The organism is Allobosea psychrotolerans (genome assembly GCF_002917105.1).
GTDB classification, from domain to species: domain Bacteria; phylum Pseudomonadota; class Alphaproteobacteria; order Rhizobiales; family Beijerinckiaceae; genus Allobosea; species Allobosea psychrotolerans.
This window is the reverse complement of sequence record NZ_PQFZ01000002.1, coordinates 123,972-149,565: the sequence shown is the minus strand read 5'-3', so window position 1 is coordinate 149,565 and position 25,594 is coordinate 123,972. Positions and strand designations below refer to the sequence as shown.

Annotated in this window: 20 protein-coding genes; 6 read left to right on the top strand and 14 right to left on the bottom strand. The window is 66.8% G+C overall.

Going from position 1 to position 25,594, the window contains the following annotated elements:
- Positions 1–151 precede the first annotated feature (151 nt).
- A complete protein-coding gene (locus CYD53_RS03725; RefSeq protein ID WP_103716801.1) occupies positions 152–1,327 on the bottom strand; it encodes an MFS transporter in 1,176 nt (391 codons plus the stop codon).
- A 147-nt stretch (positions 1,328–1,474) separates the two neighbouring features.
- Here CYD53_RS03725 and CYD53_RS03720 point away from each other — a divergent pair, with 147 nt between their 5' ends.
- From CYD53_RS03720 to CYD53_RS03705, 4 genes are read left to right on the top strand one after another with little or no spacing between them, the layout of a single operon-like run.
- Positions 1,475–3,268 (top strand): IucA/IucC family protein, encoded by a 1,794-nt coding sequence (locus CYD53_RS03720; protein ID WP_103716800.1) that lies wholly within the window; start codon positions 1,475–1,477, stop codon positions 3,266–3,268.
- The gene (locus CYD53_RS03715) at positions 3,265–4,350 is read left to right on the top strand and encodes a GNAT family N-acetyltransferase (protein WP_103716799.1); all 1,086 of its coding nucleotides are present in this window, start codon (positions 3,265–3,267) and stop codon (positions 4,348–4,350) included. Before CYD53_RS03720 ends, CYD53_RS03715 begins: the two co-directional genes overlap by 4 nt.
- A complete protein-coding gene (locus CYD53_RS03710) occupies positions 4,347–6,188 on the top strand; it encodes an IucA/IucC family protein (protein WP_103716798.1) in 1,842 nt (613 codons plus the stop codon). Before CYD53_RS03715 ends, CYD53_RS03710 begins: the two co-directional genes overlap by 4 nt.
- Positions 6,188–7,519, top strand: coding sequence for a lysine N(6)-hydroxylase/L-ornithine N(5)-oxygenase family protein (locus tag CYD53_RS03705; protein ID WP_103717092.1), 1,332 nt, complete (start codon positions 6,188–6,190; stop codon positions 7,517–7,519). Before CYD53_RS03710 ends, CYD53_RS03705 begins: the two co-directional genes overlap by 1 nt.
- Here the strand turns inward: CYD53_RS03705 and CYD53_RS03700 are convergent.
- Genes CYD53_RS03700 through CYD53_RS03675 form a run of 6 tightly spaced genes read right to left on the bottom strand, consistent with a single transcriptional unit; the run spans position 7,511 to position 13,276 of the window.
- Complete coding sequence (locus CYD53_RS03700; RefSeq protein ID WP_103716797.1) at positions 7,511–8,380, bottom strand: ABC transporter permease; 870 nt, start codon at positions 8,378–8,380, stop codon at positions 7,511–7,513. The two genes, CYD53_RS03705 and CYD53_RS03700, sit on opposite strands and share 9 nt — an antisense overlap.
- On the bottom strand, positions 8,377–9,321 hold the full coding sequence (locus CYD53_RS03695) for an ABC transporter permease (RefSeq protein WP_103716796.1): 945 nt from the start codon (positions 9,319–9,321) through the stop codon (positions 8,377–8,379). Before CYD53_RS03695 ends, CYD53_RS03700 begins: the two co-directional genes overlap by 4 nt.
- Positions 9,318–10,448 carry an NAD(P)/FAD-dependent oxidoreductase gene (locus CYD53_RS03690; RefSeq protein ID WP_103716795.1) on the bottom strand — a complete coding sequence of 377 codons (1,131 nt, stop codon included), beginning with the start codon at positions 10,446–10,448 and terminating at the stop codon, positions 9,318–9,320. Before CYD53_RS03690 ends, CYD53_RS03695 begins: the two co-directional genes overlap by 4 nt.
- Positions 10,445–11,884, bottom strand: coding sequence for an FAD/NAD(P)-dependent oxidoreductase (locus CYD53_RS03685; RefSeq protein ID WP_103716794.1), 1,440 nt, complete (start codon positions 11,882–11,884; stop codon positions 10,445–10,447). The genes CYD53_RS03690 and CYD53_RS03685 overlap by 4 nt, the downstream gene beginning before the upstream one ends.
- Positions 11,881–12,177 (bottom strand): (2Fe-2S)-binding protein, encoded by a 297-nt coding sequence (locus tag CYD53_RS03680; protein ID WP_103716793.1) that lies wholly within the window; start codon positions 12,175–12,177, stop codon positions 11,881–11,883. The genes CYD53_RS03685 and CYD53_RS03680 overlap by 4 nt, the downstream gene beginning before the upstream one ends.
- On the bottom strand, positions 12,158–13,276 hold the full coding sequence (locus CYD53_RS03675; protein ID WP_103716792.1) for an NAD(P)/FAD-dependent oxidoreductase: 1,119 nt from the start codon (positions 13,274–13,276) through the stop codon (positions 12,158–12,160). The genes CYD53_RS03680 and CYD53_RS03675 overlap by 20 nt, the downstream gene beginning before the upstream one ends.
- A 92-nt stretch (positions 13,277–13,368) precedes the next feature.
- Between CYD53_RS03675 and CYD53_RS03670 the strand changes: the two genes are divergently transcribed.
- Entirely contained in the window at positions 13,369–14,286 is a 918-nt protein-coding gene (locus tag CYD53_RS03670; RefSeq protein ID WP_103716791.1) for a LysR substrate-binding domain-containing protein, read from the top strand.
- On the opposite strand, the gene CYD53_RS03665 is transcribed toward CYD53_RS03670, so the two are convergent.
- The 7 genes from CYD53_RS03665 to CYD53_RS03635 all read right to left on the bottom strand — a co-directional run bounded on the left by CYD53_RS03665 (position 14,273) and on the right by CYD53_RS03635 (position 24,202).
- Positions 14,273–15,616 carry an MmgE/PrpD family protein gene (locus tag CYD53_RS03665; protein ID WP_103716790.1) on the bottom strand — a complete coding sequence of 448 codons (1,344 nt, stop codon included), beginning with the start codon at positions 15,614–15,616 and terminating at the stop codon, positions 14,273–14,275. The two genes, CYD53_RS03670 and CYD53_RS03665, sit on opposite strands and share 14 nt — an antisense overlap.
- Before the next feature lie 31 nt (positions 15,617–15,647).
- Complete coding sequence (locus CYD53_RS03660) at positions 15,648–17,195, bottom strand: ABC transporter substrate-binding protein (RefSeq protein ID WP_103716789.1); 1,548 nt, start codon at positions 17,193–17,195, stop codon at positions 15,648–15,650.
- Positions 17,196–17,416: 221 nt separating this feature from the next.
- Positions 17,417–19,702, bottom strand: a complete 2,286-nt coding sequence (locus tag CYD53_RS03655; RefSeq protein ID WP_103716788.1) for a glycoside hydrolase family 31 protein — start codon at positions 19,700–19,702, stop codon at positions 17,417–17,419.
- A 59-nt stretch (positions 19,703–19,761) separates the two neighbouring features.
- Entirely contained in the window at positions 19,762–20,844 is a 1,083-nt protein-coding gene (locus tag CYD53_RS03650; RefSeq protein ID WP_103716787.1) for an ABC transporter ATP-binding protein, read from the bottom strand.
- Positions 20,845–20,860: 16 nt separating this feature from the next.
- The gene (locus tag CYD53_RS03645) at positions 20,861–21,913 is read right to left on the bottom strand and encodes a carbohydrate ABC transporter permease (protein WP_103716786.1); all 1,053 of its coding nucleotides are present in this window, start codon (positions 21,911–21,913) and stop codon (positions 20,861–20,863) included.
- Positions 21,910–22,851, bottom strand: coding sequence for a carbohydrate ABC transporter permease (locus tag CYD53_RS03640; protein ID WP_103717091.1), 942 nt, complete (start codon positions 22,849–22,851; stop codon positions 21,910–21,912). Before CYD53_RS03640 ends, CYD53_RS03645 begins: the two co-directional genes overlap by 4 nt.
- Positions 22,852–22,921: 70 nt before the next feature.
- Positions 22,922–24,202 carry an ABC transporter substrate-binding protein gene (locus CYD53_RS03635; protein ID WP_103716785.1) on the bottom strand — a complete coding sequence of 427 codons (1,281 nt, stop codon included), beginning with the start codon at positions 24,200–24,202 and terminating at the stop codon, positions 22,922–22,924.
- Between the two features lie 202 nt (positions 24,203–24,404).
- Here CYD53_RS03635 and CYD53_RS03630 point away from each other — a divergent pair, with 202 nt between their 5' ends.
- Positions 24,405–25,409 (top strand): LacI family DNA-binding transcriptional regulator, encoded by a 1,005-nt coding sequence (locus CYD53_RS03630; RefSeq protein ID WP_103716784.1) that lies wholly within the window; start codon positions 24,405–24,407, stop codon positions 25,407–25,409.
- The last annotated feature ends 185 nt before the right edge of the window (positions 25,410–25,594 follow it).

Below are 25,594 nucleotides of genomic sequence, written 5' to 3'. Positions count from 1 at the left end.
TCTAAATATCTGAAACTAATCCGCGCAACGACCAGTGACTCCGTCGAATTTAAGAGAAGTTTGGACGCGATATGCCTTCCCCCGCAATTCATCATTGCCTTTTTGCATTAGCGTGTTCCAGCGAGGCGGGGGCTGCCGCCGGCGCGCGAACTTATCGGGCCTCGCGATGATCGCGTGGCGGTTCGATATAGGGGAGCGCCAGGGCGATCGCCGCTCCGAGCCCCGCGCAGATCAGGAAGGGCGCGAGCGGCGAGAGCGCGAAGGCGAGCCCACCACTCAGTGCGCCCCCGCCCTGCCCCAGCACATGCACGCTGGCGAGCCAGCCCGCGGCAGCCGCCTGCTCCCGCTGCGCGATCCGGCCGACGAGCCAGGCCGTGTAGGAGGGTGTCGCAAGCGCAATGCCGCCGCCCGCAATCATGGCGCCGAGCATGACGACCAACACCGAAGGGGCAAAGCCTGCTGCGGCGCTGCCGAGAGAGAAGACGACCAGGCCGATACGCAGGCTACGCAGGAGTCCGCCTCTGAGGCGCGGCACCAGGGCAAGCTGCACCACGATCATCGCCACAGCGACCAGCATGAAGGTCACGCCGCTCCAGCGGGCGGCGGCATGTGCGTCCAGTCCGAAGCGTGCCTGCAGGAAGAGGCCGAGCGTGATCTGAATCTGACCGAGGCCGAGCGTCAGGGCGAAGCCGACCCCCAGCAAGGGCAAGACGGCGCGCGCCACATCCCACCGACGGCGGGCCCGCTCCACTTGCTGCGCCACCTGCCGCTCGGCGGGCACGATGTCCGGGCTGGCCAGCAAGGCGAGTGGCATGACCGTCATGACCGCAAGCGCCGGCAGCAGGCCCGCCGCACCGGGCAAGGTGACGAGCGGACCGAGCACACGGCCAACGGACAGCCCGGCGCTCAATCGCGCCAAGGCGGCATGGCGCTTTTCCGGGCTGCTCATCCGAACGATCGCGGCCTGCGCCTGCGGCATCACGCCTGCGGCCGCGGCGCTGTAGACGATGCGAGAACCGGCCAGCAGCGCGAAGGCGAGCATGGCGGACATCGACCCGGCGCTCAGCACGCCCAGGAACACGAACTGCGCTCCGACCATCAGCCAGGCCAGCAGCCGGAAGCGGCTGCGCAGCCCGCCTTCGCGGTAGCCCCAGGCCGGTGCGGCGGCAAGGAAGGCGAGCGCGCCGAGGAAACCAATCGCTCCGATCGCCGGCGCATCGAGCCCGGTCGCCCCCGAGATGATCGGCACCAGCGCCAGCAGTGCCGACTGGCCGAAGCCGACGGTCGCCGCCATGAGCGAGAGTCGAGTCACATCCTTGGTCGCCATTGCAATTCCCTCGAAACAACCAATTCAAATCGCGCCGATACATGCAATTCCTTCGATGTCAAAACAAAATATACAATATAGATTGATTCTAATCTGAGAGTTTATCAACAATATCAAGTCGAATACCTCGACAATGAAGGTCGAACCATGATCGAAGCCAAGCCCAAAACCCTGGAGCTCGCCAGCCGCATTTCGGCGCGTGCACTTCTCCTGAGCCTGATGCGGGAATGGCAAGGCTGGTCCATCGGCAACGGGGATGGCGTATCCGCTGCGGATTCCCCTCCGCGCCAGGTTCTCAAGCTGCCGCTGGCCGGGCGCGAGATCCATGTCGCGCTCACTCATCTCTCTCGGGTCGGCGCCCATGGTCTGCGCCCACCCTTCTATGAAGTCGGGCCGGACGGCGCGATGCGTGTCGTCCCCTTCCCCGAGCTGTTGAACCTGATCACGGCAGAACCTGAGATCGCGGGCGCGGACTCCGACATAAGAGGGCTCGTCTTCCTGCGTCGCGCGCTCGACAGCCTCGCCACGATCGAAGACACCTTGCGCCATCCCTGCCTCGGCGAGGCGGTTTTCGCCGAGCGCGACCCGAGCTTCATCGAGGCCGAGCAGGCCCTGCGCTTCGGCCACAATGTGCATCCGACGCCACGCAGCCGCGACCAGTTCACGCTGGAGGATACGCGGCGCTTCTCGCCCGAATACGGCCGGGGCTTCGCGCTGCACTGGTGGTCTGTCGCACCGCAGATCGTGCTCCAGGGCAGCTCGCGCGGACAGGCTGCCTCGGAGATGGCCGCCAGCCTCGCCATCGACGATCCCGCTATGGAGCCGGCCATTCGCCGGCAGGTGGAAGACGGGCGGGTGCTGCTGCCGATGCATCCTTGGCAGGCTTCGCAGCTCATACTCGATCCCGCGATCACGCGCCTGATGACGACAGGCGACATCCGCCCACTCGGGCCCGCCGGCTCGAACTGGCACGCCACCTCGTCCCTGCGCAGCATCCATGCGCCACATGCCGCCTGGATGCTGAAGATGTCGCTGAACCTGCGCTTGACCAATTCGCAGCGCATCATCGAGCCCTATGAATGCGAGCGCGGGCTCGAGATCGACAAGCTCCTGGCGGGACCGGTCGGGCAGCGGATCGCCGCGCGGTTTCCGAGCTTCCGGGTCATGGGCGAGCCTGGCTATCTCGCTTTGCGCGACGAGACCGGTGCGCCGCTGCGCTCGACCATCGTCGTCTTCCGCGACAATCCGTTCAGCGGCGATCGCCAACATGGCCGCGCGGCGGTGCTGGCGTCGCTTTGCGAGATTGGCCCGGATGGGCGCAGCAGCGCGCTCTCGACCACCATCGGGCGCATCGCGGTGCGCCAGGGCAGTGCCCCTGCCGCAACCGCGCTGGCCTGGTTCGAGCGCTTCCTGCACAACGTCGCTCTCCCCCTGCTCGGCATCCAGGCGGATCACGGCCTGCTCTTCGGCGCGCATCAGCAGAACATCGTCGTCGGCCTGGACGATGGCTGGCCCGTCACGCTGCATTTCCGCGACTGCCAGGGCACCGGCTATGTCCGCGAATTCCTGCCGGAGCTCGCGGCGCAGGCGCCGGATGTGCGGCTCGAAGCCGGGCATGTCTTCGACAGCGCCTATGCGGCCAGGCTCGCCGGCTACTACCTCATCGTGAACAGCGTCTTCTCGGTCATCGGCGCGCTCGCGCTTGCCGGTCTCGCCAGCGAGGCGCGCCTGCTCGCAGCGCTGCGCGCTGCGCTGGCGGCGCTCGCCGCGCAGCCGCTGCGCGACAGGACCTGCCTCGACTACCTCCTCACCTCGCCAACCCTCCTCAGCAAGGGGAATTTCATGATCTGTTTCCGCAACATCAACGAGAACACCGATGTGACGGACCCGCTCGCCGGATATGTCGAGCTGCCCAATCCGATCGCGGGAGCGCGGTCATGACGATCGCTCCCAGGATCGACACCGCCGCCGTGACCCCGTTGACGAAGCGGGCGACCAGCCGGCACTTCCCGGCACGCGGCGAGACCGCGCTCGTCATCGAGGCCAGCGACAGCGCTGACGGCGTGCTGTTCACCGGAGGCACGGAGAGCGGGATCGAGGCACGGCTCACGGTTGCGGTGGCCGCCGCGAGCGGCCGCCTCGACGTGACCAGGCCCGACGGCGACCATCCCGCCGATGCGGATGCGCTCGCAGCCCTGATCGAAGCGGCTTTCCAGAGCGCCCCGTCGCTGTCGCGGCTGGAGCTTACCGGCTATGCCCGCAAACCCGCGATCGTGGGGCTCTGCGTCGAGACCGATCGGACGGCGGACGGCGTGGACTGCGCGGTGATCACCCGCAGCGTCTTCCAGCAGCTGCCGCTGCTCTGGCGGCAGGCCGGCGCGCATGCGGCCTATCCGGCGATCCGCTCCGCGCTCGGGCCGGCGGACCGCCTGCCGGTGCTGCGGCCGGCGCAGCCGAACGGGCTGATCTACCGCCGCTGGGTGCCGCATCTGGGCATGACGCTCTCGCTGCGCACCATCGACCGCCGCCGCGACCTCGACCTGTTCCATCACTGGATGAACCAGCCGCGCGTCGCCTTCTTCTGGGAGCTGGCGCAATCGCGCGAGGAGCTCGATCGCTATCTCGCCGAGCAGGAGGCGGATCCGCATCTCTTCGGCGTGATCGGCAGCTTCGACGACGAGCCGGTCGGCTATTTCGAGTTCTACTGGGCCAGGGAAGACCGGCTCGGCCCGCATTACGAGGTGGAGGATTTCGACAGGGGCTGGCACGGCCTGATCGGCAATCCGCGTCATCTCGGCCGCGCCAAGACGCTGGCCTGGTTCCGCTCGCTCACGCATTACCTCTTCCTCGACGAGCCGCGCACCCAGCGCATCGTCGGCGAGCCTCGCGCCTCGCATCATAAGATGCTGAGCTATTGTGCCGACGTCGCCTATGAGAAGGTCAAGGAGTTCGACTTCCCGCATAAGCGCGCGGCGCTCGTCTGCTGCGAGCGCGAGCGCTTCTTTCGGGAGATCGCGCTATGAGCCTCGGCCCCCTCCCCGGCGGTCGGCCGGTCGAGGCCCGGTTGTGGCGCGAGCTCAACCAGGCCCTCATCGCCCGCGCGATCAGCGAGCTTAGCTTCGAAGAAGGCCTGAAGCCCGAACCGCTGGATCAGCAGCACGAGCTCTGGACGCTGCGGCTCGGCGAGACGGTGAGCTACCGCTTCAAGGCGAAGCGGCGCATCTGGGGCAATCTCGCAATCGAGCCCCGGAGCCTGTCGCGTCATGACGGCGCGCTCGCGGCCCCGGCGGACGATGTCGCCGGCTTCATGATCGATGCCAGGGCTGTGCTGGAGATCGAGCCCGACACGCTCGCCATCTACATCCGGGAATTGTCGAGCACCTTGTCCTCGGATGCCAGGGTGGCGGCCATCAACGCCGCGATCGGCGAGGACGAGCTGATCGCCCTGCCCGACCATCGGCTGCAGCACTATCTCGAGGGGCATCCGAAGGCGCCCGCCGCCAAGGGGCGCATCGGCTGGGGGCTCGGCGATGCCGAGGCCTATGCGCCGGAATTCCAGGCCGAGCTGCAGCTCTTCTGGGTGGCGGCCGCACGCGATGCCTGCCAGCTCTCGCATGATCCCTCGATTTCGGAGGAGGACCTCCTCGCCGCCTCGCTCGATTCCGCTGAGCGGCGTCGGCTCGAGGAAGCTTGCCTGGAAGCCTGCCGACGACTCGGGCTGGACCGCCCGCGCTTCCTGCTCCTGCCCGTGCATCCCTGGCAGTGGGACAATATGGTCGCGCTGCAATTTGCCGGCGAGATCGCGGCCGGCCGGCTCCTGCCGCTCGGCTCTTTCGGCAGCGGCTACCTGCCGCAGCAATCCTTGCGGACGCTCGCCAATGCCAGTGTTCCCAGCGCGCTGCACCTCAAGCTCTCGCTCAGCATCCTCAACACCTCGGCCTGGCGCGGCGTGCCGGGGAAGTACATGGCGATCGGGCCGGTCTTCTCGGCCTGGCTCGCGGAGAAGGCGGCGACCGACCCGGCGCTCGCTCCAGCCACAGTGCTGCGCGAGCCGGCCGGCGCCTTCTATCCGCACCCGCTCTACGAGCGGATCGAGGGCGTGCCCTACCAGTTCCGCGAGATGCTCGGCGCGATCTGGCGCGAATCCGTCGAGACCCGTCTGGAGCCCGGCCAGAACGCCATAATGCTGGGCGCGCTCACCAAGCTGACCCCGGCGGGGCGACCGATCGTGAGCGCGCTGATCGTTCGCTCCGGCCTGTCGCACGAGGCCTGGCTAGAGCGCTTCTTCGACGCGGTCGCCGTGCCGCTCTACCACTTCCTATGCCGCTATGGCGTCGGCTTCATCGCCCATGGCCAGAACGTCACGCTGGTGCTGGAGCGGTTCACGCCCTGCGGTGTCGCGCTGAAGGACCTGCAGGGCGACGCCGACCTCGTCGACCAGGATTTCCCGGAGGCGGACGATCTCGCTCCGGAGATCAAGGCGGTTCTGCAGCGCCGGCCCGCCGCCCATCTGCAGCAGCATCTCCAGACCGGCCACTTCACCAGCGTCCTGCGCTTCCTCTCGGATGCGCTGGAGACGCATGACCGTTTTCCGGAGCTGCGCTTCTATGCCTGTCTCGCCCGCTGCCTGCGGCGCTATCAGGCGGCTCATCCCGAACTGACCGAGCGCTTCGCCCTGTTCGACCTGTTCACCGCCAAGGTGCCACGCATCTGCATCAACCGGGTGCGGCTGGCCATCGGCTATGGCGACGCCAATCGCCGTCCGGTCCCCAGCCTCGGCACCAATCTCAACAACCCCCTTCATCTCGCCGAGCGCTCCGAAACGGAGCAGCCGCGCAGTCTCGTCGGAGCCCAGCCATGATGACAAACCACCCGCTCGACCTGGCCGGCATCGGCATCGGGCCGTTCAACCTCAGCCTCGCGGCGCATCTCGACGCGGTCGAAGGGGTCGAGGCGCTGTTCTTCGAGCGCCGCAACGCGTTCGACTGGCACCCGGGCATGATGCTGCCGGACGTGACGCTGCAGACCTCCTTCCTCAAGGATCTGGTGAGCGCCACCCATCCGTCGAGCCCCTGGACCTTCCTCTCCTTCCTGGTGGCGAAGAAGCGCTTCTACGATTTCATGAACGCGGATTTCGCCGCGATTCCCCGGCGCGAATTCGCGCAATATCTCAGCTGGGCGGCGGAGGGGCTGCCGACCCTGCGTTTTGGCGCCGGGATCGACGAGGTCGATTTCGATGGCCGCAATGTCGTCCTGCGCAGCGGCAACCGGGAACAGCGCGCCCGCAACATCGCGCTCGGTGTCGGGCTGAAGCCGGTCTTGCCAGCCTTCGCCGGCCGGCTGCGGGAGGATGACCATTTCCATTCCTCGCAGGCGCGGTTCCGGCTGGGGGCCTGCGCCGGCAAGCGCGTGGCGGTCATCGGCGGTGGCCAGAGCGGCGCCGAAATCCTGTTGCACTTGCTGAACCAGACAGACAATGCGCCAAGCCATGTCGCCTGGATCAGCCAGCGCCCCAATTTCCTGCCGCTCGACGAGACGCCCTTCACCAACGAGCTCTTCACACCGCCTTACGTCGCAAGCTTCCGCGATCTCCCGGAGCCGCGTCGCCACGCCACCGTCGAGCGCGAGAAGCTCGCCGGTGACGGGGTGTCGAGCGAGACACTCACCGCCATCTATCGCCGTCTCTACGTTCTGCGGCATCTGGAGCCAGCCGGACCGAAGGTCGAGCTCCTGCCGCATCGCGACGTCGTCAACGCCGAGCCGAGAGAGGGCGCCTACCAGCTCATCATGCGCAACGGCATGGACGGGATGATGGAGATCGGCCATGCGGAGATCGTCATTCTCGCGACCGGCTACCGCTACGAGCTGCCCGACTGTCTCGCCCCGCTGACTGGGCGCATCGTCATCGACCGAACGGGCCGCCCCGTGCCTGACGCGGATTTCGCCATCGCCTGGGATGGCCCAAACGCGAACCGGATCTTCGCCCTGAATGCGGGCCTCATCAGCCATGGCATTGCCGAACCTCAGCTCAGCCTGATGGCTTGGCGCGGCGCGGTGATTGCCAATGCGCTGCTCGGCCGGCGCCAGTTCGATGTCGAGGTGCCGAATTCCATGGTGAACTGGCGCAGTCAGATGCACACAGACGCTCGCCTTGACACGGTGCGTTCGAATGGGCGGCTGTTCTCACCTTGAGCGGCTGCGCGGATCGGATGCGTCGCGCAGAGCATCGCCGAGGAGGTTGAGCGCAAGCACCGTCACCAGGATTGCGAGACTGGGGAAAACGGCAAGCCACCAGGCATCGAGGATGTTCTCGAAGCCCTCGCGGATCATGCCGCCCCAGGTCGCCGCCGGCGGCGGCACGCCGAGGCCGATGAAGCTCAGCGAAGCTTCGGTACGGATCGCGGAAGCGAGCCAGAGCGAGCTCATCACCACCACGTCCGAGATCATGTTGGGCAGGATATGGCGCGTCATGATGCGGAACGGGCCGCAGCCATAGGAGCGGCTCGCCTCGACGAAATCGCGCTGGCGCAGCGTCATCGTCGGCGCGCGTGCGACGCGGGCGAAGGGGGCGACCTCCGTCACTGCGATTGCGATGATCAGGTTCTCCAGGCTCGCTCCGAGCATCGCAGCGATCATCAGGCCGAGCAGCAGCGTCGGGAAAGCGAGCAGCACGTCGAGGAAGCCCATGACGATCTGGTCGAACACGCCGCCGATATAGCCGGCCAGCACGCCGATCGTCGTGCCGACCAGCATGGCGATCAGGATGGCGACGAACCCGACGAAAAGCGAAATCCGTGCGCCGTAGAGCAATCGCGAAAACACGTCGCGGCCGTAGCTGTCGGTGCCGAGCCAGAATTCCGCCGAGGGCGGCTCGAGCCGTACAACGATGTTCTGCTCCAGAGGATCATAGGGGGCGAGCCAGGGCGCGAAGACCGCGACGAAGACGATGAGCATGAGCAGGACGAGGCCGACCCAGGCGAGTTTGTTCTGGGTGAAGGCGAGCCAGAGGCCGCCCGGCCGGATGTCGACGGTCGTGGTGGCAACTGCGCTCATGTGTATTTCACCCTCGGATCGACGAGGCCGTAGGCCAGGTCGGTCAATGTGTTCACGATGATCACGCAGATGGCGAAGATGATCATCAGCCCCTGTAGCAGCGTGTAGTCGCGGGCGTTGAGTGCGCCGATGATCAGCTTGCCCAGGCCCGGGCGGTTGAAGATGATCTCGGTCAGCACCGAATTGCCGATCAGCGTGCCGAAATAGAGCCCGACCACCGTGATGATCGGAATCAGGCTGTTGCGCAGGGCATGCGTCACGACGAGCTGGCCCGGGCCCACCCCCTTGGCGCGGGCGGTGCGGATATAGTCCTCGGTCAGGACGCCGAGCATCGCGGCGCGGGTCACGCGCATCACATAGGCCGTCATGATGATGCCGAGATTGAGCGCCGGCAGTGCGAGCGCCCGCAGCCGCTCAACCAGGCTGCCGGCGCCGCTGGTGTTGCCCAGCACCGGGAACCAGCCGAGCTGGATCGAGAAGACGATCAGCATCAGGATGCCGGAGACGAAGGCCGGGAAGGACAGACCGACCAGCGAGACGACGCGCGAGACATAGTCGACCCAGCCATTTCGGCTGAGCGCGGCGGCGACGCCGAGCGGCAGGCCGAAGACGAGGCCGATCGCGACCGCTGCAATGGTGAGCTCGATCGTCGAGGGCAGCACCAGCAGCACCTCCTGGATGACGCTGCGGCCGCTGCTCAAGGACTGGCCGAGATCGCCCGTCAGCACCTTGCCGAGGAAGGCGAGATACTGGGCATGGACCGGCTGGTCGAGCCCGAGCTTTTCGCGGAGGGCGGCGAGCGAGGCGGCGCTCGCCTGGTCGCCGAGGATCACGGAGGCGGCGTCGCCGGGCAAGAGCCGGACCAGCACGAAGATCGCCGTCAGCATCAGGAACAGCGTCGGCACGGCGAGAAGCACGCGCCTGAAGACATAGCTCATCATGCCGCGACCCTTTCCTGCATCAGGCGCCGCGGCGCGAAGGCGGCGATCTCGCGCCGCGTCGTTCCCTCAACGACGAGATCCGTCAGGATCGCGCCGACGACCGGGACGAGCTGAAAGCCGTGCCCGGAGAAACCGAAGGCATGGAACAGGCCGGGCGCGTTCGGCGAGGCGCCGATGACCGGCAGATGATCATGCGTCTGCGCTTCGATTCCGGTCCAGCAGCGGGCGATGCGCACCCCACGCACCGCCGGGAAGAGGTCGCTGGCGGCCCGTGCTCCCTTGGCGAGCTCGGTGAAGTCGACGCTGCTGCGCTCCCGGTCGAGGTCGGCCGCGCCCTGCAAGCCTCCGCCGATCACCAGAGTGCCCTGGTCCGATTGCTTGAAGGAGAGCGCCCGGCCGACGACGCTGACGACAGGGGCGAGCAGCGGCGCGAGGCGCTCCGTCACGATCATCATCGAGGCCCTGACGCCAAGCGCGATCTCGTCGCCGAACAGGGCCGCGAGCCGGGCGGCCCAGGCCCCGGCCGCATTGACGACGACGGGCGCGCGGAAGCGGCGCTGGCCGCAAACGAGCAGCCAGTCGTCTCCCTGCCGGTCGACCGCCTCGAGCCCGCAGTCCTCGACGATGGCGACGTTCTCCGCCTCACAGGCGCGGCGGAAGGCGAGAATGGTGCGATGCGGATCGGCGGCGCCGTCGCGCCGCGCCACCAGCGCGCCGACGCAATGCGGGCTCAAGGCCGGCACGAGGCGGCGCAGCTCGGCAGCGTCGATGATCTCCTCATGCGCATAGCCCAGCGAGCGGATTTTCGCCTCGCGCTGGAGCAGGGCCGGCATGTGCTCCCCAGTTTCCGCGACGCGAAGCTGGCCATGGGCATGAAAGCCGCAAGGGTCGCCGACGATGTCCGCGATCCTGTGCCACATCGCCATCGCTTCGAGCGAGATCGGGATCTCGGCGATGTCGCGGCCGAGCGTGCGCACGCCGGCTGCGGTGGCGCCGGAGGCGTGCCGCCCGGTCCAGCGCCGCTCGATCACCGTCACGCGCCGGCCGGTGCGGGCCAAATGCAGCGCCGCCGACAGGCCGTGCAAGCCGCCGCCCACGACCGCGACGTCGAATGCCTCAGCGCTCATGCCGCCGGCTCCCGCTCGTCGAGGCTCGCCAATTCGCCAAGACTTGCCAACTCGCCAAGACTTGCCAACTCGCCAAGCGTCACCGGCTTCAGCGGTGGGCGGATACGATAGAAACCGATTTTCTCGACCGGCCGGTTCTGCGCGGCCGCGACGATATGGGCCATGGTGTAGCCGCATTGCCGGCCCTGGCAGGGGCCCATGCCGGCGCGGGTGAAGGCCTTGATCTGGTTGGGGCCAGGTCGCCCCTGCACGGCGCGGGCGCGCAATTCGCCGGCCGTGACCTCCTCGCAGCGGCAGACGAGCGTCTCGTCGGCCGGGGCGAAGACCTGTGGACGCGGCGCATAGAGCGCATCGAGGAATGGCCGCAAGGCGAGCGCGCGGGAGAGCCTGCCCCGCTCCGGCCGGGCGGTGGATTCGGCTTCACCTTCGCCGAGTTTCCCGAGTCGGGCAGCGACGCGCAGTGCGGCGATCCGCCCGCGCGGTTCGGCCGCTTCGACGCCGCCGATGCCAGCGCCGTCGCCCGCGACGAAGACATTCGCTTGGGATGTCTCGCCCCAGCTGTCCAACTCAGGGACATAGCAGTGCTGGCCGGCATGCCAGCTCACTGCGCAGCCGAGCGCGAGCGGAGCGTGGATATTCGGCACCACACCCTCATGGACGAGCAGCACCTCGGCGGCCACCTCGCCTTCGCGACCGTCCTGCGTCCGGTAATGCAGGCTTTCGAGGCGCCCTTCCCCCTCGGCGCGAAGCTCCGTGACATGGCGGATGATCGGAAACCCGGCCCGCTTGAGCGCGAACGACCAGGACAGGCCCTTGGCGAGATCGGCGAGGCGGCCGAGGCCTTGCGGCAGATGGCGCAAAGCCGCGCCGATGCGCCCGCGCGGGGTCGTATCGAGGAAGCCGGCGATCCGGCCGCCTGCCGCCAGCAGCTGCGTCATGTAGAGCAATGGCAGAGGCCCGCAGCCAGCGATCCAGACGGGGCTCGTCGGCACGGAATCGGCCGTCTTCAGCAAAATCTGCGCTGCGCCGACCGTGAGCACGCCCGGCAGCGTCCAGCCGGGAAACGGCACTGGGCGCTCCTGTGCGCCGGTGGCGAGGATGACCGCCTTCGCGGTCACGCTGCGCGCCCTGCCTTGCCGGGTCAGGAAGGCGCGAAAACCGGGCTCGATCTGCCAGAGCTGGCTTTCCGGCTCGTAGAGCGCGCCGCAGGCACGGAAGGCGGAGGCCCGATCCGCTCCAGTCCGGTATGACTCGCCAAGCCGCGCGATGCGCGGCGTCTCGGCTACAGTCTCTATCGCGCGCCAGATCTGGCCGCCGGGCGCCGGCTGATCGTCGAGGACACGCACGGAGAGGCCTTGGCGGCGGGCGGTGACGGCGGCGGCCATGCCGGCGGGACCCGCGCCGACGATCAGGAGATCGGTCTCGTTCGCGCTCATGCCGACAGGCTCCTGGGGCCCTGCTGACGGGCGATACGCATGCCGGTTCGGACCGGGGTCAGGCAAGCCTGCACGGAGGCCAGGCCGTCGACCTCGACGAGGCATTCGAAACAAACGCCCATCATGCAATAGGGCGCGCGCGGACTCTCCGAGACCGGCGTCGTGCGGCACCAGGCTTCGGGCTGGCGCAGCAGCACCGCGGCGACGCTTTCGCCGAGCTCGGCGGGCACGGGACGCCCGTCGATGAAGATCGTGACAGCTTGCGCCCCTGGATCATGCAGCTTGCGGAACATCGAAGCGTCTCTGGTGAAAGGGAGAAAGGTTTTCGGGCAGAACGCCGGCGGCGATGGCTCCCGCCAGCGTCTCGGCATGGAAGGCCGCGAGCGTCACGCCGGAATGGCAGAGCGCGACGAAGGCGCCGGGATGGCTCTGCGACTGCGCATAGATCGGATGGCCGTCGGGCGTCATGATCCTGAGGCCGGCCCATTGCCTGACGAGGCGGACCTGAGCCAAAGCCGGGACGATCTCGACGGTCTTGCGGCTCAGCCCGGCAGCCGCTTCAGCCGTCGTCGAAACATCGAAGCCCGGGCGATCCTTGGTCGCGCCGATCATCACCGTGCCTTCGCCGGTCTGTCGCAGCCCGCTTGCCGGCAGCGGCAGGAACGGCTCGAGCCGTTCGGTCACGAGCACCTGTCCACGTTCGGGGCGCAGGGGCACCTCGAGCCCGACCTGCCGGGCCAATGCTGGGGAGCCGAGCCCGGCCGCGATGACGATGCGCGGCGCGACCAATGTCTCGCCGTCGAGGATCAGGCGAAAATCGCGACCCATCGGCTCGATCCGCTCGACGCGCGCCCGATGGCGGATGCTGCCGCCATGGCGGGGGAGCGCTCCGTGCAGAGCCGCCAGCAGCCGCAGCGGATTGGCGTGTCCATCATGTCGGCCGAAGCTCGCCCCCGTCACATTGGGGCCGAGGGTGACCTTCGGCAGCAAGCGCTGCAGCGCCGAACGATCGAGCATCTCCCAATCCGGTGCGCCCTCGCCGCGCTGGTTGTGCAGACGCATCAGGTCGTGCCGTCGCTGCTCGAAGCCCTCTTCGCCCAGGCAGAAAGCGAGGCCGCCATTCTGCTCATAGGCGAGGTCGATCTGCGTCTCGGCCTCGATTTCGTTGGTGAAGCCGCGCCACAAGGCGATGCTGTCACGGGTCAGGGCCTGATAGGCCGGCATGCCGAGCCCCTTGCCCTGCAGCCAGACGAGCCCGAAATTCGCGCGGGCCGCGCGGAAATCGCCATCATCGCCGTCGAGCAGAAGAACCTGCTGCCGCTGCTTCGCCAGGCCATACGCGATCGCCGCGCCGACCGTGCCCCCTCCGATGACGATGATGTCCGGCCGCATGTGAATTTCCCTTGCCGGCTTTGACGTTAGGAAGCCTTATTGTATTTCGTCAAAGTCGTTTTTCTCTCGATGCTATTCTCCAGGGTTATGCAATGGCGCGACGGCTCAATCTTCGACAGGTCGAGGCCTTCAAGGCCGTGATCGAATACGGCACGGTCAGCCGCGCAGCCGAGATGATGAACATCTCGCAGCCTGCCATGAGCAAGCTGATCGCCCATCTGGAGGAGGACACGGCTCTCCAGCTATTCGACCGCGTGAAGGGAAGGCTCGTGCTGACCCGGCGCGGGATGCGGCTCTATGAGGAGATCGACCGGATCTTCGCCGGCGTGCGCCAGGTCGAGAACGCGGTCGAGGCGATCCGCCGCGACGAGCAGAGCCGCCTGCTGATCGGCGTCATGCCGGCGCTCTCCGGCGCCTTCATAAGGGAGGCGACCACGCGCTTTCTCGCCCGTCAGCCGGGTGTGTTCTGCTCGGTGCAGTCGCGCAGCTCGCAATGGATCGCCGACGGGCTCGTGACCCGAAAGCTCGACGTCGGATTCACCGTCTCACCGATCGACAACCCCTACATCGTCTCCGAGCCGCTGATGGCTCATCCACTCGTCTGCATCCTGCCGCTGGACCACCCCTTGACGGAAAAGAGCGTGATCACGCCTCGCGATCTCGACGGAACCGCCTTCATCTCATTCGATCCGGAGAGTTTTACGAGCCGGCGCATCGGGCAGGTTTTCGACGCTCACGGAGTAGCCCCCGAGATCGTCATGGTCGTGAGCATTTCACCGACGCTATGCGAGTTCGTGGCCGCCGGTATCGGGGTATCGCTGGTTCATCCATCGGCCGTCGGGGGCTTGCGGGGCAAGGTGGCGATACGAGGTTTCGAGCCGGCCGTTCAGCTCGACTTCCAGCTCTGCCGCATCCGCGACAGCCGCAACGCCCGGCTCGTCGATGCCTTCCTGGACGGCGCACGCGAAGCCGCGGCCGAGATTTCGCGAACGATCCTCACCCCGGGCTGAGCCGGATCGTCGCGAAGGCATCCAGCAGCGGAGCATGGTCGCCAGCTCGCAACCGGCTGGATGCGGCGAGCAACTGCTCCTGCTGTGCAGGCGTCGCGACGAAGCGGCAGGCTTTCCGGAGCTTGTCTTCGAGATCGCGCCATGACGGCGGCGCGGATGCCTCGCCGCGCGGCGCGGTGACGGGCGAGACGAATTCGCGTCCGCCGGCGCGGATGGTGACGTGCGACAGCGTCTCGGCCGGAAAACGGGCGTCGAGCTCGGGATCGAGGCGCAGTGAGACCTTCTCCGCGAGGGCGACGATGTCGGGCCGGTCGAGGGCGGCTTCCGTCAGCGGCAGCAAGGCGTCCGGTCCGTCTACCGCGACCAGGCCGAGGCAATAGGGAATAGAGAACTGGATATCGGTGAAGCCCTGCGGACGCGGCCGATTGGCGAGGCGCAGGGCTCCGCTATAGGTCGCGACCTTGATCCCTTCGATCGCTTGCGGATCGATACGGTTCCGGGCGAGCAGGCCGAGCAACGCTTCGACTGGCGCATGGACATGCCGGCAGCAGGCATGGAACTTGATGTAGCTGCGGGCGACATAGCCCTGGCCGCCGAGGTCGCCGGCCAGTCCGTCCAGGCGGAAATGCTCCGCATTGTCGAGCAGGCCGAGCGGCCCGGTATGGCCGGCCTCGGCGAGCAGGAGCGCATTCACTGCCGTCAGGCTCGACCAGGCTATGCCTTCCTTGACGTCGCTGCCTTCCTGCGCGCGAAAGGCCGGCCCGAATCCGGCATGGAGCTGGTTGGGAGCGCTCATGCCGGCGATGGCGAAGGCATGGGCCAGCTGTTCCGGGGGCGTGCGCCTGAGGCATCCGAGCGCCGAGACGACGCCATAGCCCGACCACATGCCGGTATTGGCATAGAAGCGCCGCGCGGCCCCGACTGCGACGCCAACCTCGTAGCCGATGACGATCGCCTGCAGCAGCTCCTCTGTCGTCGTGTCCATCTCCTGCGCGGCGGCGAAGGCCGCAGGGATGACGGCCGCACCGGGATGGCCGCGCGCCAAGCGGTGACCGTCATCGAGATCGAGCGCGGCCGCGGAGGAGGCGTTGCACCAGACCGCTCCGGCGAGGCCGGCCGTCTGCCCGGAGAACCAGACCGGAAGCGCCCCGCCCGCCATCGTCATCCGCGCCACCTGGCGAACCGCTCGCGGTCCGGGCGCGGCGATCCCGGCGGCGGCCGCAGTGACGAGGTCGAGGACACTGCGGCAAGCGGCCTCGCGCAGATCATCCGTCAGCAGTTGCCTGCCGGCAGTGGCGACGTAGTCCGCGAGCTGGCGCGATATCGTCATGGCAAGTGCCCATCCGTCACTGCAGCCGCTCTCAGCGCGGCTTCAGCGTGGTGGCCTCGGTGATCGGCGGCGCGAGGTTCAGCGCGCCCTTCAGCTCGTAGCCGAAATCGAGCCGGTCGCTGCGGGCCCAGACCTGACGCAGCTCGAACAGGGGGATGGCGCAGACATTGTCCATGATCTTGCGCTGCGCCTCTTTCCAGAGAGCTTTCTGGGCTTCGGCGTCAGGCGCAGTACGGGCCTGTTCGATCTCCTTGTCGGCGACGGCGCAATGCGAGAAATTCGTCGCGGCGGTCGGCGTGCCCACAGTGGCGCGCGAATGGAAGAACTCGCTGAGATAGGTGTCGGCTATCGGGAAGCGCGCTGCGCCGTAGAAGACGAGAGCGCTCAGATCCTTGCGGGTCTGGCTCTGATAGGTCGGGTGGTCGACGACCTGCATCTCAAGCTTGATCCCGGCCTTGGCGAGCTGCGCCTGCATGATCTCCATGAAGGGCTGCTGCGCCGAGATGTTTGAGACGATGGCCTTGAGCGTGATGCCGTCCTTGTGCCCGGCCTCGGCCAGCAGCGCCTTCGCCTTGGCGAGATCGAAGCTGTAGCGGACCGAGCAGTCTTCCCCGAGATAGCCCGGCGGAACGACGGAGCAGCCCTTGGGACCGACATCCTTGCCGACATAGCGCACGAGGTCGTCGACATTGATCGCGGCCGCGATGGCGCGGCGCACGCGGATATCGTCGAGCGGCGGCATGCTCTGGTTGATGTGCAGGAGTCGGAACTCGCCGGGCCGGAAGATCTCGACATTGAAGCCGGGCCGGCGGCGGGCGGCATCGACCCAGCGCTGCTCGCGCTTGCCATACATCAGGTCGATTTCGCCGGAGGTGAAGGCGAGTTCGCGGGCGCTGTCGGAAGGGATCACGCGCACCATGATCGTGTCGATCTTCGGCTTGCCGCGGAAATAGCCGGGATGAGCCGTGAGCTTCACATATTGCTGCGTCACCTGCTCGACGAAGGCGAAGGGGCCGGTGCCGACGGGCTTGCTGCCGAATTTGTCGCCCAGTTCCTCCGCCGCCTTGCGGCTGACGATATTGCCGCCGTGATAGTTGGAGACGCGGCCGAGGAAATTGACATCGGCATATTTCAGCGTGATGCGGACGGTGAGATCGTCGACCTTCTCCACCCTCTCGACTGCCGAGAAATCCGAGGAAAAGGTCGAGCGTTTGGGATCGGCCGAGCGTTGCAGGGAATAGACGACGTCGTCGGCGCTGAGCGTGCCCCAGTCACCCTGGAACTTTACGCCCTGGCGCAGATGGAAGGTCCAGGTCTTTCCGTCGGCGGAGGTGTCCCAGCGTTCGGCGAGATCAGGTTCGATATCCTTCGGGTCGGCGCTGCCCGGCTTGAAACGGACGAGGCCGTTATAGATCCAGCCGACCAGCGTCTTGTCGCTGGTGGCGCTGGCGCGATGGGCGTCGAGCGTCGAGACATCGCCATCCCCGGCGACACGCAGCAGGCTTTCCTGGGCCGAGCCCGCGACCGGCAGGCAGGCGGCCAATATCAGGCTCGCGAGCCCCAGAACTGACGGCTTCATCGTTCGATCCCCTCGTTTTCCGTTATTTGGACGGAATAGTGGGGGCGACTATCCCAAGCTGTCCAAGTCGAAATCGGGGATGGATTATTCCGCAGGGTTATAGCAATGGCGCAAGCAGCCTAGCGCCTTTCCGCGCTTTTCCGAATCGCGTGAATGCTCTAACTCTTTGTTTTATCGCATTTTCTTCACGCGAACCGGTGTCCACCTCGCTCGAAAATGCTCTAAGGCTGTGCCTTGCCGATGCTCCGCAGCGGGATCGTGTCGAGGCCGGGACGATACCGGCCTTCGCTGCGGACCGAGAGCACGCCGTCCTTGATCGAGAAGCTCCTGAGCAGGCCGCTGCCGTCGCGCCAGCCGGTGGTCTCGCCATCATCCTCGTAAAGCTCGCCGCGCGCATCCTTATCCGCGCCGAAGGCAAGCAGCTCCCGCACCGGGCTCAACCGCTCGGCATCGCCCACCGGGACGATGGCTCCGGCACGGATGAAGAGTGGCAGGCGCCCGAGAGGCGCTTCGACGCTGACCACGCCGCCACCGCGGTAATGCTGGCCGGTGTGCCAGTCGTACCAGCCGCTGGCATGGCTGGGCAGGTTGACCTCGCGTTGTGTCGCGCCCTCCTCCAGCACCGGCGCGACCAGGATGTCGGGCCCGAGCATGAAGGCGTCATCGATGCCGCGCACCGCCGGATCGTCGGGGAAATCGTAGAAGAGCGGGCGCACGGCGGGCTCATTGTCGCGACTGGCGCGCCACATCTGGGTATAGAGATAAGGCATCAGCCGGTAGCGCAAGCCGATCGCCTCGCGCACCTGCGGGATCACCTGCGGATACATCCAGGGCAGGTTGACGACGCCGTCATCGTTCCAGGAGTTCATCACCATGCGCGGCCAGAGCGCGCAGAACTCGTTGAAGCGCACGAAGAGCTCGGGACCGGGCGTGGGCCCGTGGAAGCCGCCGACGTCATGGCCGATGCTGAATAGGCCCGACAGGCTCATATTGAGCCCCTGGGTGAGGTTGTAGCGCAGCGTCTTCCAGGCGGTCTCGTTGTCGCCGGACCAGGTCTGGCTGTAGCGGGCAATGCCGGCGCCGCCGCCGCGCGTCACCGCGTATTGCCGCTTGCCGGGCTCGCGCGCGGCTTGCGCCTCGTAGGACAGCTTGGTCATCAGCAGCGCATGAGCCGGGCGCGCCAGGGCCTGCCGGAACGGGCGGCCATCGCCATGGCAGAGCGCGTCCTCATCCCAGATCTCGTATTCGTTGTTGTCGTTCCAGACGGTGGTGAAGCCGTAGTCGAGCAGCGCGGTCTCGATGCCGTTGCGCCACCAGCCCCGGCCGGCCGGATTGGTGAAGTCGATGTGGAAGCCCAGCCCATCCCAGAACTGCGCCACCGCCGGCTCCCCGGTCTTGCCGTCCTTCACCAGGATGCCCTGGTCCAGGGCCTGCTGGAGCCGCGGATGGTCGTCAAGCAGGCAGGGCTTCAGATTGGCGACCGGCTGCAGGCCCGCCTGTTTCAGCCGCGCCATCGTCGCGGCGGGATCGGGGAATTTGTCGCGGTTCCAGTTGAAGGCGTAGCGACGATGGCCGATCTGCGTATAGCCCGAGCCGAAATGGAAGCTGTCGCAGGGAATGCGATGTGTCTCGCATTTGCCGATGAAATCGCTGATGCGGGCATCGGCATCAGGCGCATCGGCGATCGCCATGGAGGTCACGCCGAAGCCGAAGGACCAGCGCGGCGCAAAGGCCTGCCCGCCGGTGAGCCAGGAGAAGCGGCGCGTCACCGCCGGCACGGTCGGGCCGGCCAGGACGTAATAATCGAGGTCGCCGTCGTCGCCGCGCCAGGAGCGGAACAGGCCGTGATAATTGTCGAGCGCGCAGCCGAGATCGACCGAGCCGGTGGCGAGGTTGTCGTAGAACACGCCATGGGCGCCCTGCGGACCATCGACGATGAAGAACGGCAGCATCTTGTAGAGCGGGTCGCTGAGCTCGGCGTCGAAGCCGCAAGGGTCGACGGCGTCGATGGCGAAGCGCCGGCCGGTGCGGTCGAGCGGGCCGGCCTTGTCGCCGAGGCCATAGTGCCGCTCGTGATAATCGCGCGTCATGTAATGCGCGACGGCGCCGGTGCGAGGCGAGGCGAGATAGGCCTGGGTCGGCCGGTCGCGCAGGAAGGGGGTCTCCTCGCCCTTGCGGCGCCAGGCGATGCCGAAGGGCTCGAGCGTGATCTCGGCGGAAAGGCCACCGGCCGAGAGCTCCACCCTGCCTTCGCTTTCGCGGACGTTCGCCTGTAGGTTCGCGAAGCCGGACAGATCGTCACGCAGGCGCCCTTCATAGGACGGCTCCAGCCCACCGGGCGCGATCGACCAGCCGCGGTCGAGCCGATAGCCGTCCTGCGGCTTCAATGTGACCCTGCCGATGTCGCCTTCGAGAATGCGAACGGCGATGGTGTTGCCGAGTCCGACATCGAACAGGGCGGCTTCTCCATCGCGGCCGATATAGCGGCCTTGCGTCAGGGCTTTCATCACGGGGCTCCAGCAGGACAGATACGAGCGGTTGCGAGAATGAGGGTTTGCCGGCGGTGTCAGGCGCGGTCGGGCCGCAGGGCCTTGCCGGCCGCGTCGAACAGATGCAGATGCGCCGGCGCGAAACGCAGGGCGACGCGGTCGCCCCGGCCATGGCTGGTCTGCCCGTCCAACCGCACGGTGATCTGCGGCAGCCCGGGAGCGGAGCCGTAGAGATAGCTTTCACCGCCGAGCCGTTCGACGAGATCGACCGTCATGGCGAGACCCGCCTCGCCCTCCCCCGCAAGAGCGATGTGCTCCGGCCTGATGCCCAGCGTGACTGAGGTTCCAGCCGTGAGCGCGGTTTCGCGGCCCAGATCCACCTCTTGTCCTGCCTCGCCCAGCGCGACGGCCCCTTGCCCTGCTGCGCGCGCCGGCAGCAGGTTCATGCGCGGCGAGCCGATGAAGCCGGCAACGAAGAGGTTGTCGGGCCTGTTGTAGAGTTCGAGCGGGGTGCCGATCTGCTCGATGCGCCCGCCCTGGAGCACGACGATACGATCGGCCAGCGTCATCGCCTCGACCTGATCATGGGTGACATAAATCATCGTGCCGCCGAGTTCGGCATGCAGGCCGGCGAGTTCCTTGCGCGTGGCGACGCGCAATTCGGCGTCGAGATTCGACAAGGGCTCGTCGAACAGGAAGATTTTCGGGTCGCGCACGATGGCGCGGCCGATGGCGACGCGCTGGCGCTGCCCGCCCGAGAGCGCCTTGGGCTTTCGGTCGAGATAGTCGCTCAGGCGCAGCATGGTCGCGGCGCGGCGCACCCTGGCGTCGATCTCGGGCGCCTTCAGGCCCATATTCTCGAGCGCAAAGGCCATGTTCTTGTAGACGCTCATATGCGGATAGAGCGCATAGGATTGGAACACCATCGCGAGCCCGCGCTCGGAGGCCGGCCGCCCGGTAACGTCGACGCCATCGATCGCGATCGACCCCGTCGTGACCTCCTCCAGCCCGGCGATGATGCGCAGCAAGGTCGACTTGCCGCAGCCGGACGGGCCGACGAAGACGACGAATTCGCCATCCGCGACCTGCAGGTCGACGGCATGGATCACAGTTGTCGCGCCGAAGGATTTGGTGATGCCGCTGAGCGTCAGTTCAGCCATGGAGAACCCGTTCCGGTCATTTCATTCCCGTATTGGCGATGCCGGTGGTGATGAAGCGCTGCAGGAAGACGAAGACCAGCGCGACAGGCGCCAGCGTCGCCACCGTCATGGCGAGCAGATAGTGCCATTGCGTCTGCAGCTCGCCCTGGAAGGCGTTGAGGCCGATCTGCAGCGTATGGACCTCGGTCTTGGTCAGGACCGCGAGCGGCCAGAGGAACTCGTTCCAGCGCCACATGATCGAGAAGATCGCGAGCACGGCGAGCGCCGGCATGGCGAGCGGCATCACGATGCGCCAATAGATCTGCCATTCCGAGGCCTTGTCCATGCGCGCGGCTTCGATCAGGTCGCGCGGCAGGGTCAGCATGTATTGCCGCAGGAGGAAGACGCCGGTCGGCGTCGCGGCGCCGGGCAGGATCACTGCCCAGAGCGAATTGACCAGGCCGAGCTTGGTGATCACCAGATAGACCGGCACCAGGATGATGGTGATCGGGATCATCAGCGTGCCGACCACCATCAGCATCGCGGCGTTCTTGCCCTTGAACTCGTAGATCGAGAGGGCATAGGCGGCCATCGAGTTGATCAGCAGCGTGATCAGCGTCGCCACCACCGTGACGAAGACCGAATTGCCGAGGAAGCGCGTGAAGGCGAAGCGTTCGAGCGGTTCGGTATAGTTCTCTGTCGCCAGCTTGAATTCACGCACCGGCGTGCGCTTGTCGATCGGTATCCGGAACTGCTGGGCCGGGTTCTCCGGATCGACCATCTGCGCGACGATGCCGATGCGCCGGACCTGGGCCAGAACCCTCGTCGAGCCGTCATCAAGCGTCGCGCTGAAGAGCGGCAAAGGCTGCGGAAAGCCCTGTACCATGACCTCGCGCTGCGACATCGGCAGCAGCGAGGGCGGGAACTCCAGCAGGCCGGCCTGCGTCTTGAACGAGGACAGCACGAGCCAGAGCACGGGGCCGAACATCAGCACGACGCCGAGCGCCAGATAGCTGTAGGCGGCGATATCGGTCCAATGCCAGCGCCCGGATTTGCGCCGGACCAGCAGGAGGCGCGCGACGCGATTCATGCCGATCTCCTGCGGCTCGCCGCCAGCTGCGCCAGCGTCAGCCCGAACAGCACGATGCCGAGCACAACCGAGGCCGCCGCGGCCAGCCCGAAATTCTGCACCTGGTTGGAGAACGCCGTCTCGTAGATGTACTGCACGACCATCAGCGTCGCCGTGCCCGGCCCGCCCCCGGTCAGCACGAAGACCTCGTCGAAGGTTTGCACGCCGCGGATCAGCGCCAGCACGATGACGACGACGAGATTGGGCCAGAGCAGCGGCAAGGTGATGCGCCAGAAGGCGCGCCAGCGCGGCGTCGCATCCATTTCCGCCGCCTCGTAGAGATCGGCGGGAATCGCCTGGAGCCCGGCGAGCAGGATCAGCGTGTAGAAGCCCATATGCGCCCAGATCGAGACGAAGATGGCCCAGAACATCGCCCAGCCCGGATCGATGAAGAACAGGATCTTCTGGCCGCCGAGCGCGGTGAGGCCGGCATTGAGCAGGCCGTCACGCTGCAGGATCCACTTCCAGATCAGCGCCACCACGACGGGCGAGAGCAGGACCGGGAAGAAATAGACGGCGCGAAAGAAACCGCGGCCGCGGATGCGCATGTTGAGCACCACGGCGGTGACCAGCGAGAACAGCACCATGGCGACGACCTGGAAGGTCGTGAAGCGCAGCGTATTGGCGACGCCGCGCCAGAAATGGTCCTCGCGGCACGAGCCGGGGTCGAGGAAGCTGTCGCAGTCGAAGAGATAGGCGTACTGTCCGCCCCCGACATAGGGCCGCTCCGACGGGAACAGGGCCGCCCCGCCCGTCACCGAGAAGACGACGTTGATGATGAGCGGCAGGAAGACGAAGAGCGAGAAGAAGACCAGGTTCGGCAGCAGGAAGACATAGGCCATCCGGCGCTCGCCGAGGAGCCGCTGCAGCCCCCGCATCGGCCAGTCGATCAGCCGCATCAGCGCCGCGACGAACAGGCCGAGCCAGCGTGCGGCGCTGCGGCGGAGGGAAAGCGGAGGCGTCACCGGGCTACTTCTTGTTGCGCTCGGCGATCTGCTGCTCGACGTCGGAAGCGACCCGCTTATAGGCCTCGTCCAGCGTGGTTTCGCCCGAGATCGCCTGGCCGACACGGCTGATCACCGCATTGAAGATGATGCGGTTGTTGGCATAGCCCTGCAGCCTATAGGCAACCGGCGACAGGCCCGCGACCTGGTCGGAAAAGACCTTCAGCGAGGCCTTCGCCAACGGGCTCGCATCCTTGTAGTCGAGCCCCTTCGCCGCGATGCCGATATGGCCGGGAACGAAGAGCGAGCGGCTGTAGAACTCGCTGAGCACCGGTTCGCTGGCGAGATATTCCATGACCCTGGCGACGGCTGCGGGATTCTTCGTCGTCTTGATGGCGACGAGCCCGGCGCCGCCCGGCATCGCCGTGCATCCGGCGGGGCCGCATGGCGTCGGCACCGCGACCCAGTCGAACGCGTTGCCGATCGTCTTGTCGAACTGGGCGATCTGCCAGGAGCCGGACATGTACATCACGACCTGGGCGTTCTTGAACTCGTCATTGGCGCCACGATAGGCCGCGCCCGAGACCGAGCCCCAGAGCTCCTTGGCCATGACGCCGCTCTTGTGCCAGTCATAGACGAGCTGCGCCGCGCGCTTGAACCCGTCATCGATCACGGCGGGCTCGCCCTTGGCGTCGAACAGCTTCGCGCCTTCCGAGATCGCCAGGCCGAAGAAGCGGTGGCCCGAACGGTCCATGGCGATGGGGAACGGCGCCTGCACCTTGGTGGCGACATCCTTCGTCGCCTTGGCCCAGTCTTCCCATGTCGCCTTGGCGCCGGGCAGTGCGATGCCGGCCTGCTCGAACAATGTCTTGTTGACGAAAGGCCCGGTGACGGTGAGCTGCGTCATGAAGCCGGGGATGGAATTCGTGTCGCCCTGCGGGCGCATCCATTCCAGGAACGGGCCGAAATTGGCGTCCCAGTAAGCGGCATCCTTCAGATAGGGCCGCAGGTCGAGCGCATAGCGGGCAATGCCGCCGAGATCGACGACGCGGGCGATGTCAGGCCCCTGCCCCGAGGCGAGCTGGACCGGCAGATTCTCGGTGATCGCCTTGTAGGGCACCTGATCGAGGACGATCTTGATGTCCTTGTTCTGGGCCTCGAAGCGCTTGAGGAGATCGGCGACGACCTCGCCTTCATTGCCGTCGGAATACCAGCTCATGCGCACGGTGGTCTGCGCCTGAGCGACATCGACCGCCAAAAGCCCAGTCACGACGGCCAAGGCCGAAACCCATGCTCTCATTGTCATCTGCGCTCCATCCCGGGATCGTTCCTGGCATCTCAGCTGGATGCCTTGCCTGTATTAGGCAAACGTTTGCCGAACTTGTCAACGGCGACGTGGCGAGGCATTGAAGGGCAGGTCTCGATGATGCTGCGAGGCTGGCACATGCTCGTTTCGGCGCATTTCGCCGGCATGAAATCGACTGGAACCTGGGAATCGATTGGAGCCGATGCAAAGACCCGTGTCCGCCGCCCAGGTTTCGCTTGCTACGGTTGCCGCCGAGGCGGGGGTTTCGGTTGCCACCGTATCCCGGATCGTGAATGGCGAGACGCGGCGGGCCTCGGCTCAGACGGTGATGCGCGTCCAGGCGGCCGTCGTCGCGCTCGGCTACCAGCCCAACCATGTCGGGCGTGCGCTGCGCCGGCGCCAGAGCCGCGTCGTCGCGATGCTCGCTCCCAATCTCGACAACCCGGCCATGGCCGCAATCGCCGTATCGACGGAAGCGGCGCTGCGCGCGGCCGGCTATGTCATGATCCTCTGCGACACGCATGACCGCGCCGACCTGCAGGACGAATATCTGCAGGCCATGCGCTCGCAGCTTGTGCAGGGCTATGTCCTGGTGAGCGCCGTCACGAGCCCGGCGCTCAGCGACGCGCTCGCACGCGGGGAGCCGATCGTCTTCGTCAGTCGCCGCAATCCCGAGGGCGGCGCCTATGTCGGCATCGACAACCACGCCGCGGGCGCGGCTGCCGCCGATTATTGCCTGGCGCGCTCGATCACCGAACCAGCCGTGATCTTTCCCGCGCAGGGCTCGTCATCGACAGCCGCGCGCGTCGCCGGTTTCGTCGAGCGGCTGATCGTGCGCGGTGTCGAGGCCGACCGCATCCGGCGTGCTTCGGCGCCCGGATTGTCGCATCTTCAGGTCGGCTATGACGCTGCGCGGGCCCTTGTCGCGGCGAGCGCTGGGGGCTGGCCGAAAGGCCTGCTCTGCGTCAGCGACATGATGGCCTATGGCGCCTACAGACTGGCCGTCGAGCGCGGCGTCGCCATTCCCGAAACCTGCCTCCTCATCGGCATCGACGCCAATCCGCTCAACGCCTGGATCGCGCCCTGGCTGACCTCGGTCCATATTCCCTACCCCGATTTCGGAGCCAAGGTCGTCGAGCAGCTCACCGCGCTCTGGGGCGGCACGATGCCAGACGATATTCTGTTGCCACACTCCCTGGAGCCCTGATCGGCAAGAAGGCAGGCGCCGGATCGACGGATCAGGCGCCCACGGCAACGGGCACGGAAACTGTGATGCCCGCCGCAGCGCCTAGGAAAAGATCATCGCCTCATGCTCGTCTTCGAGACCATCCTTGCGCTCCTGCTGGGAGCGACGATCCTGTCGGGGGGCGCGAAGCGGCTGAACATCCCCTA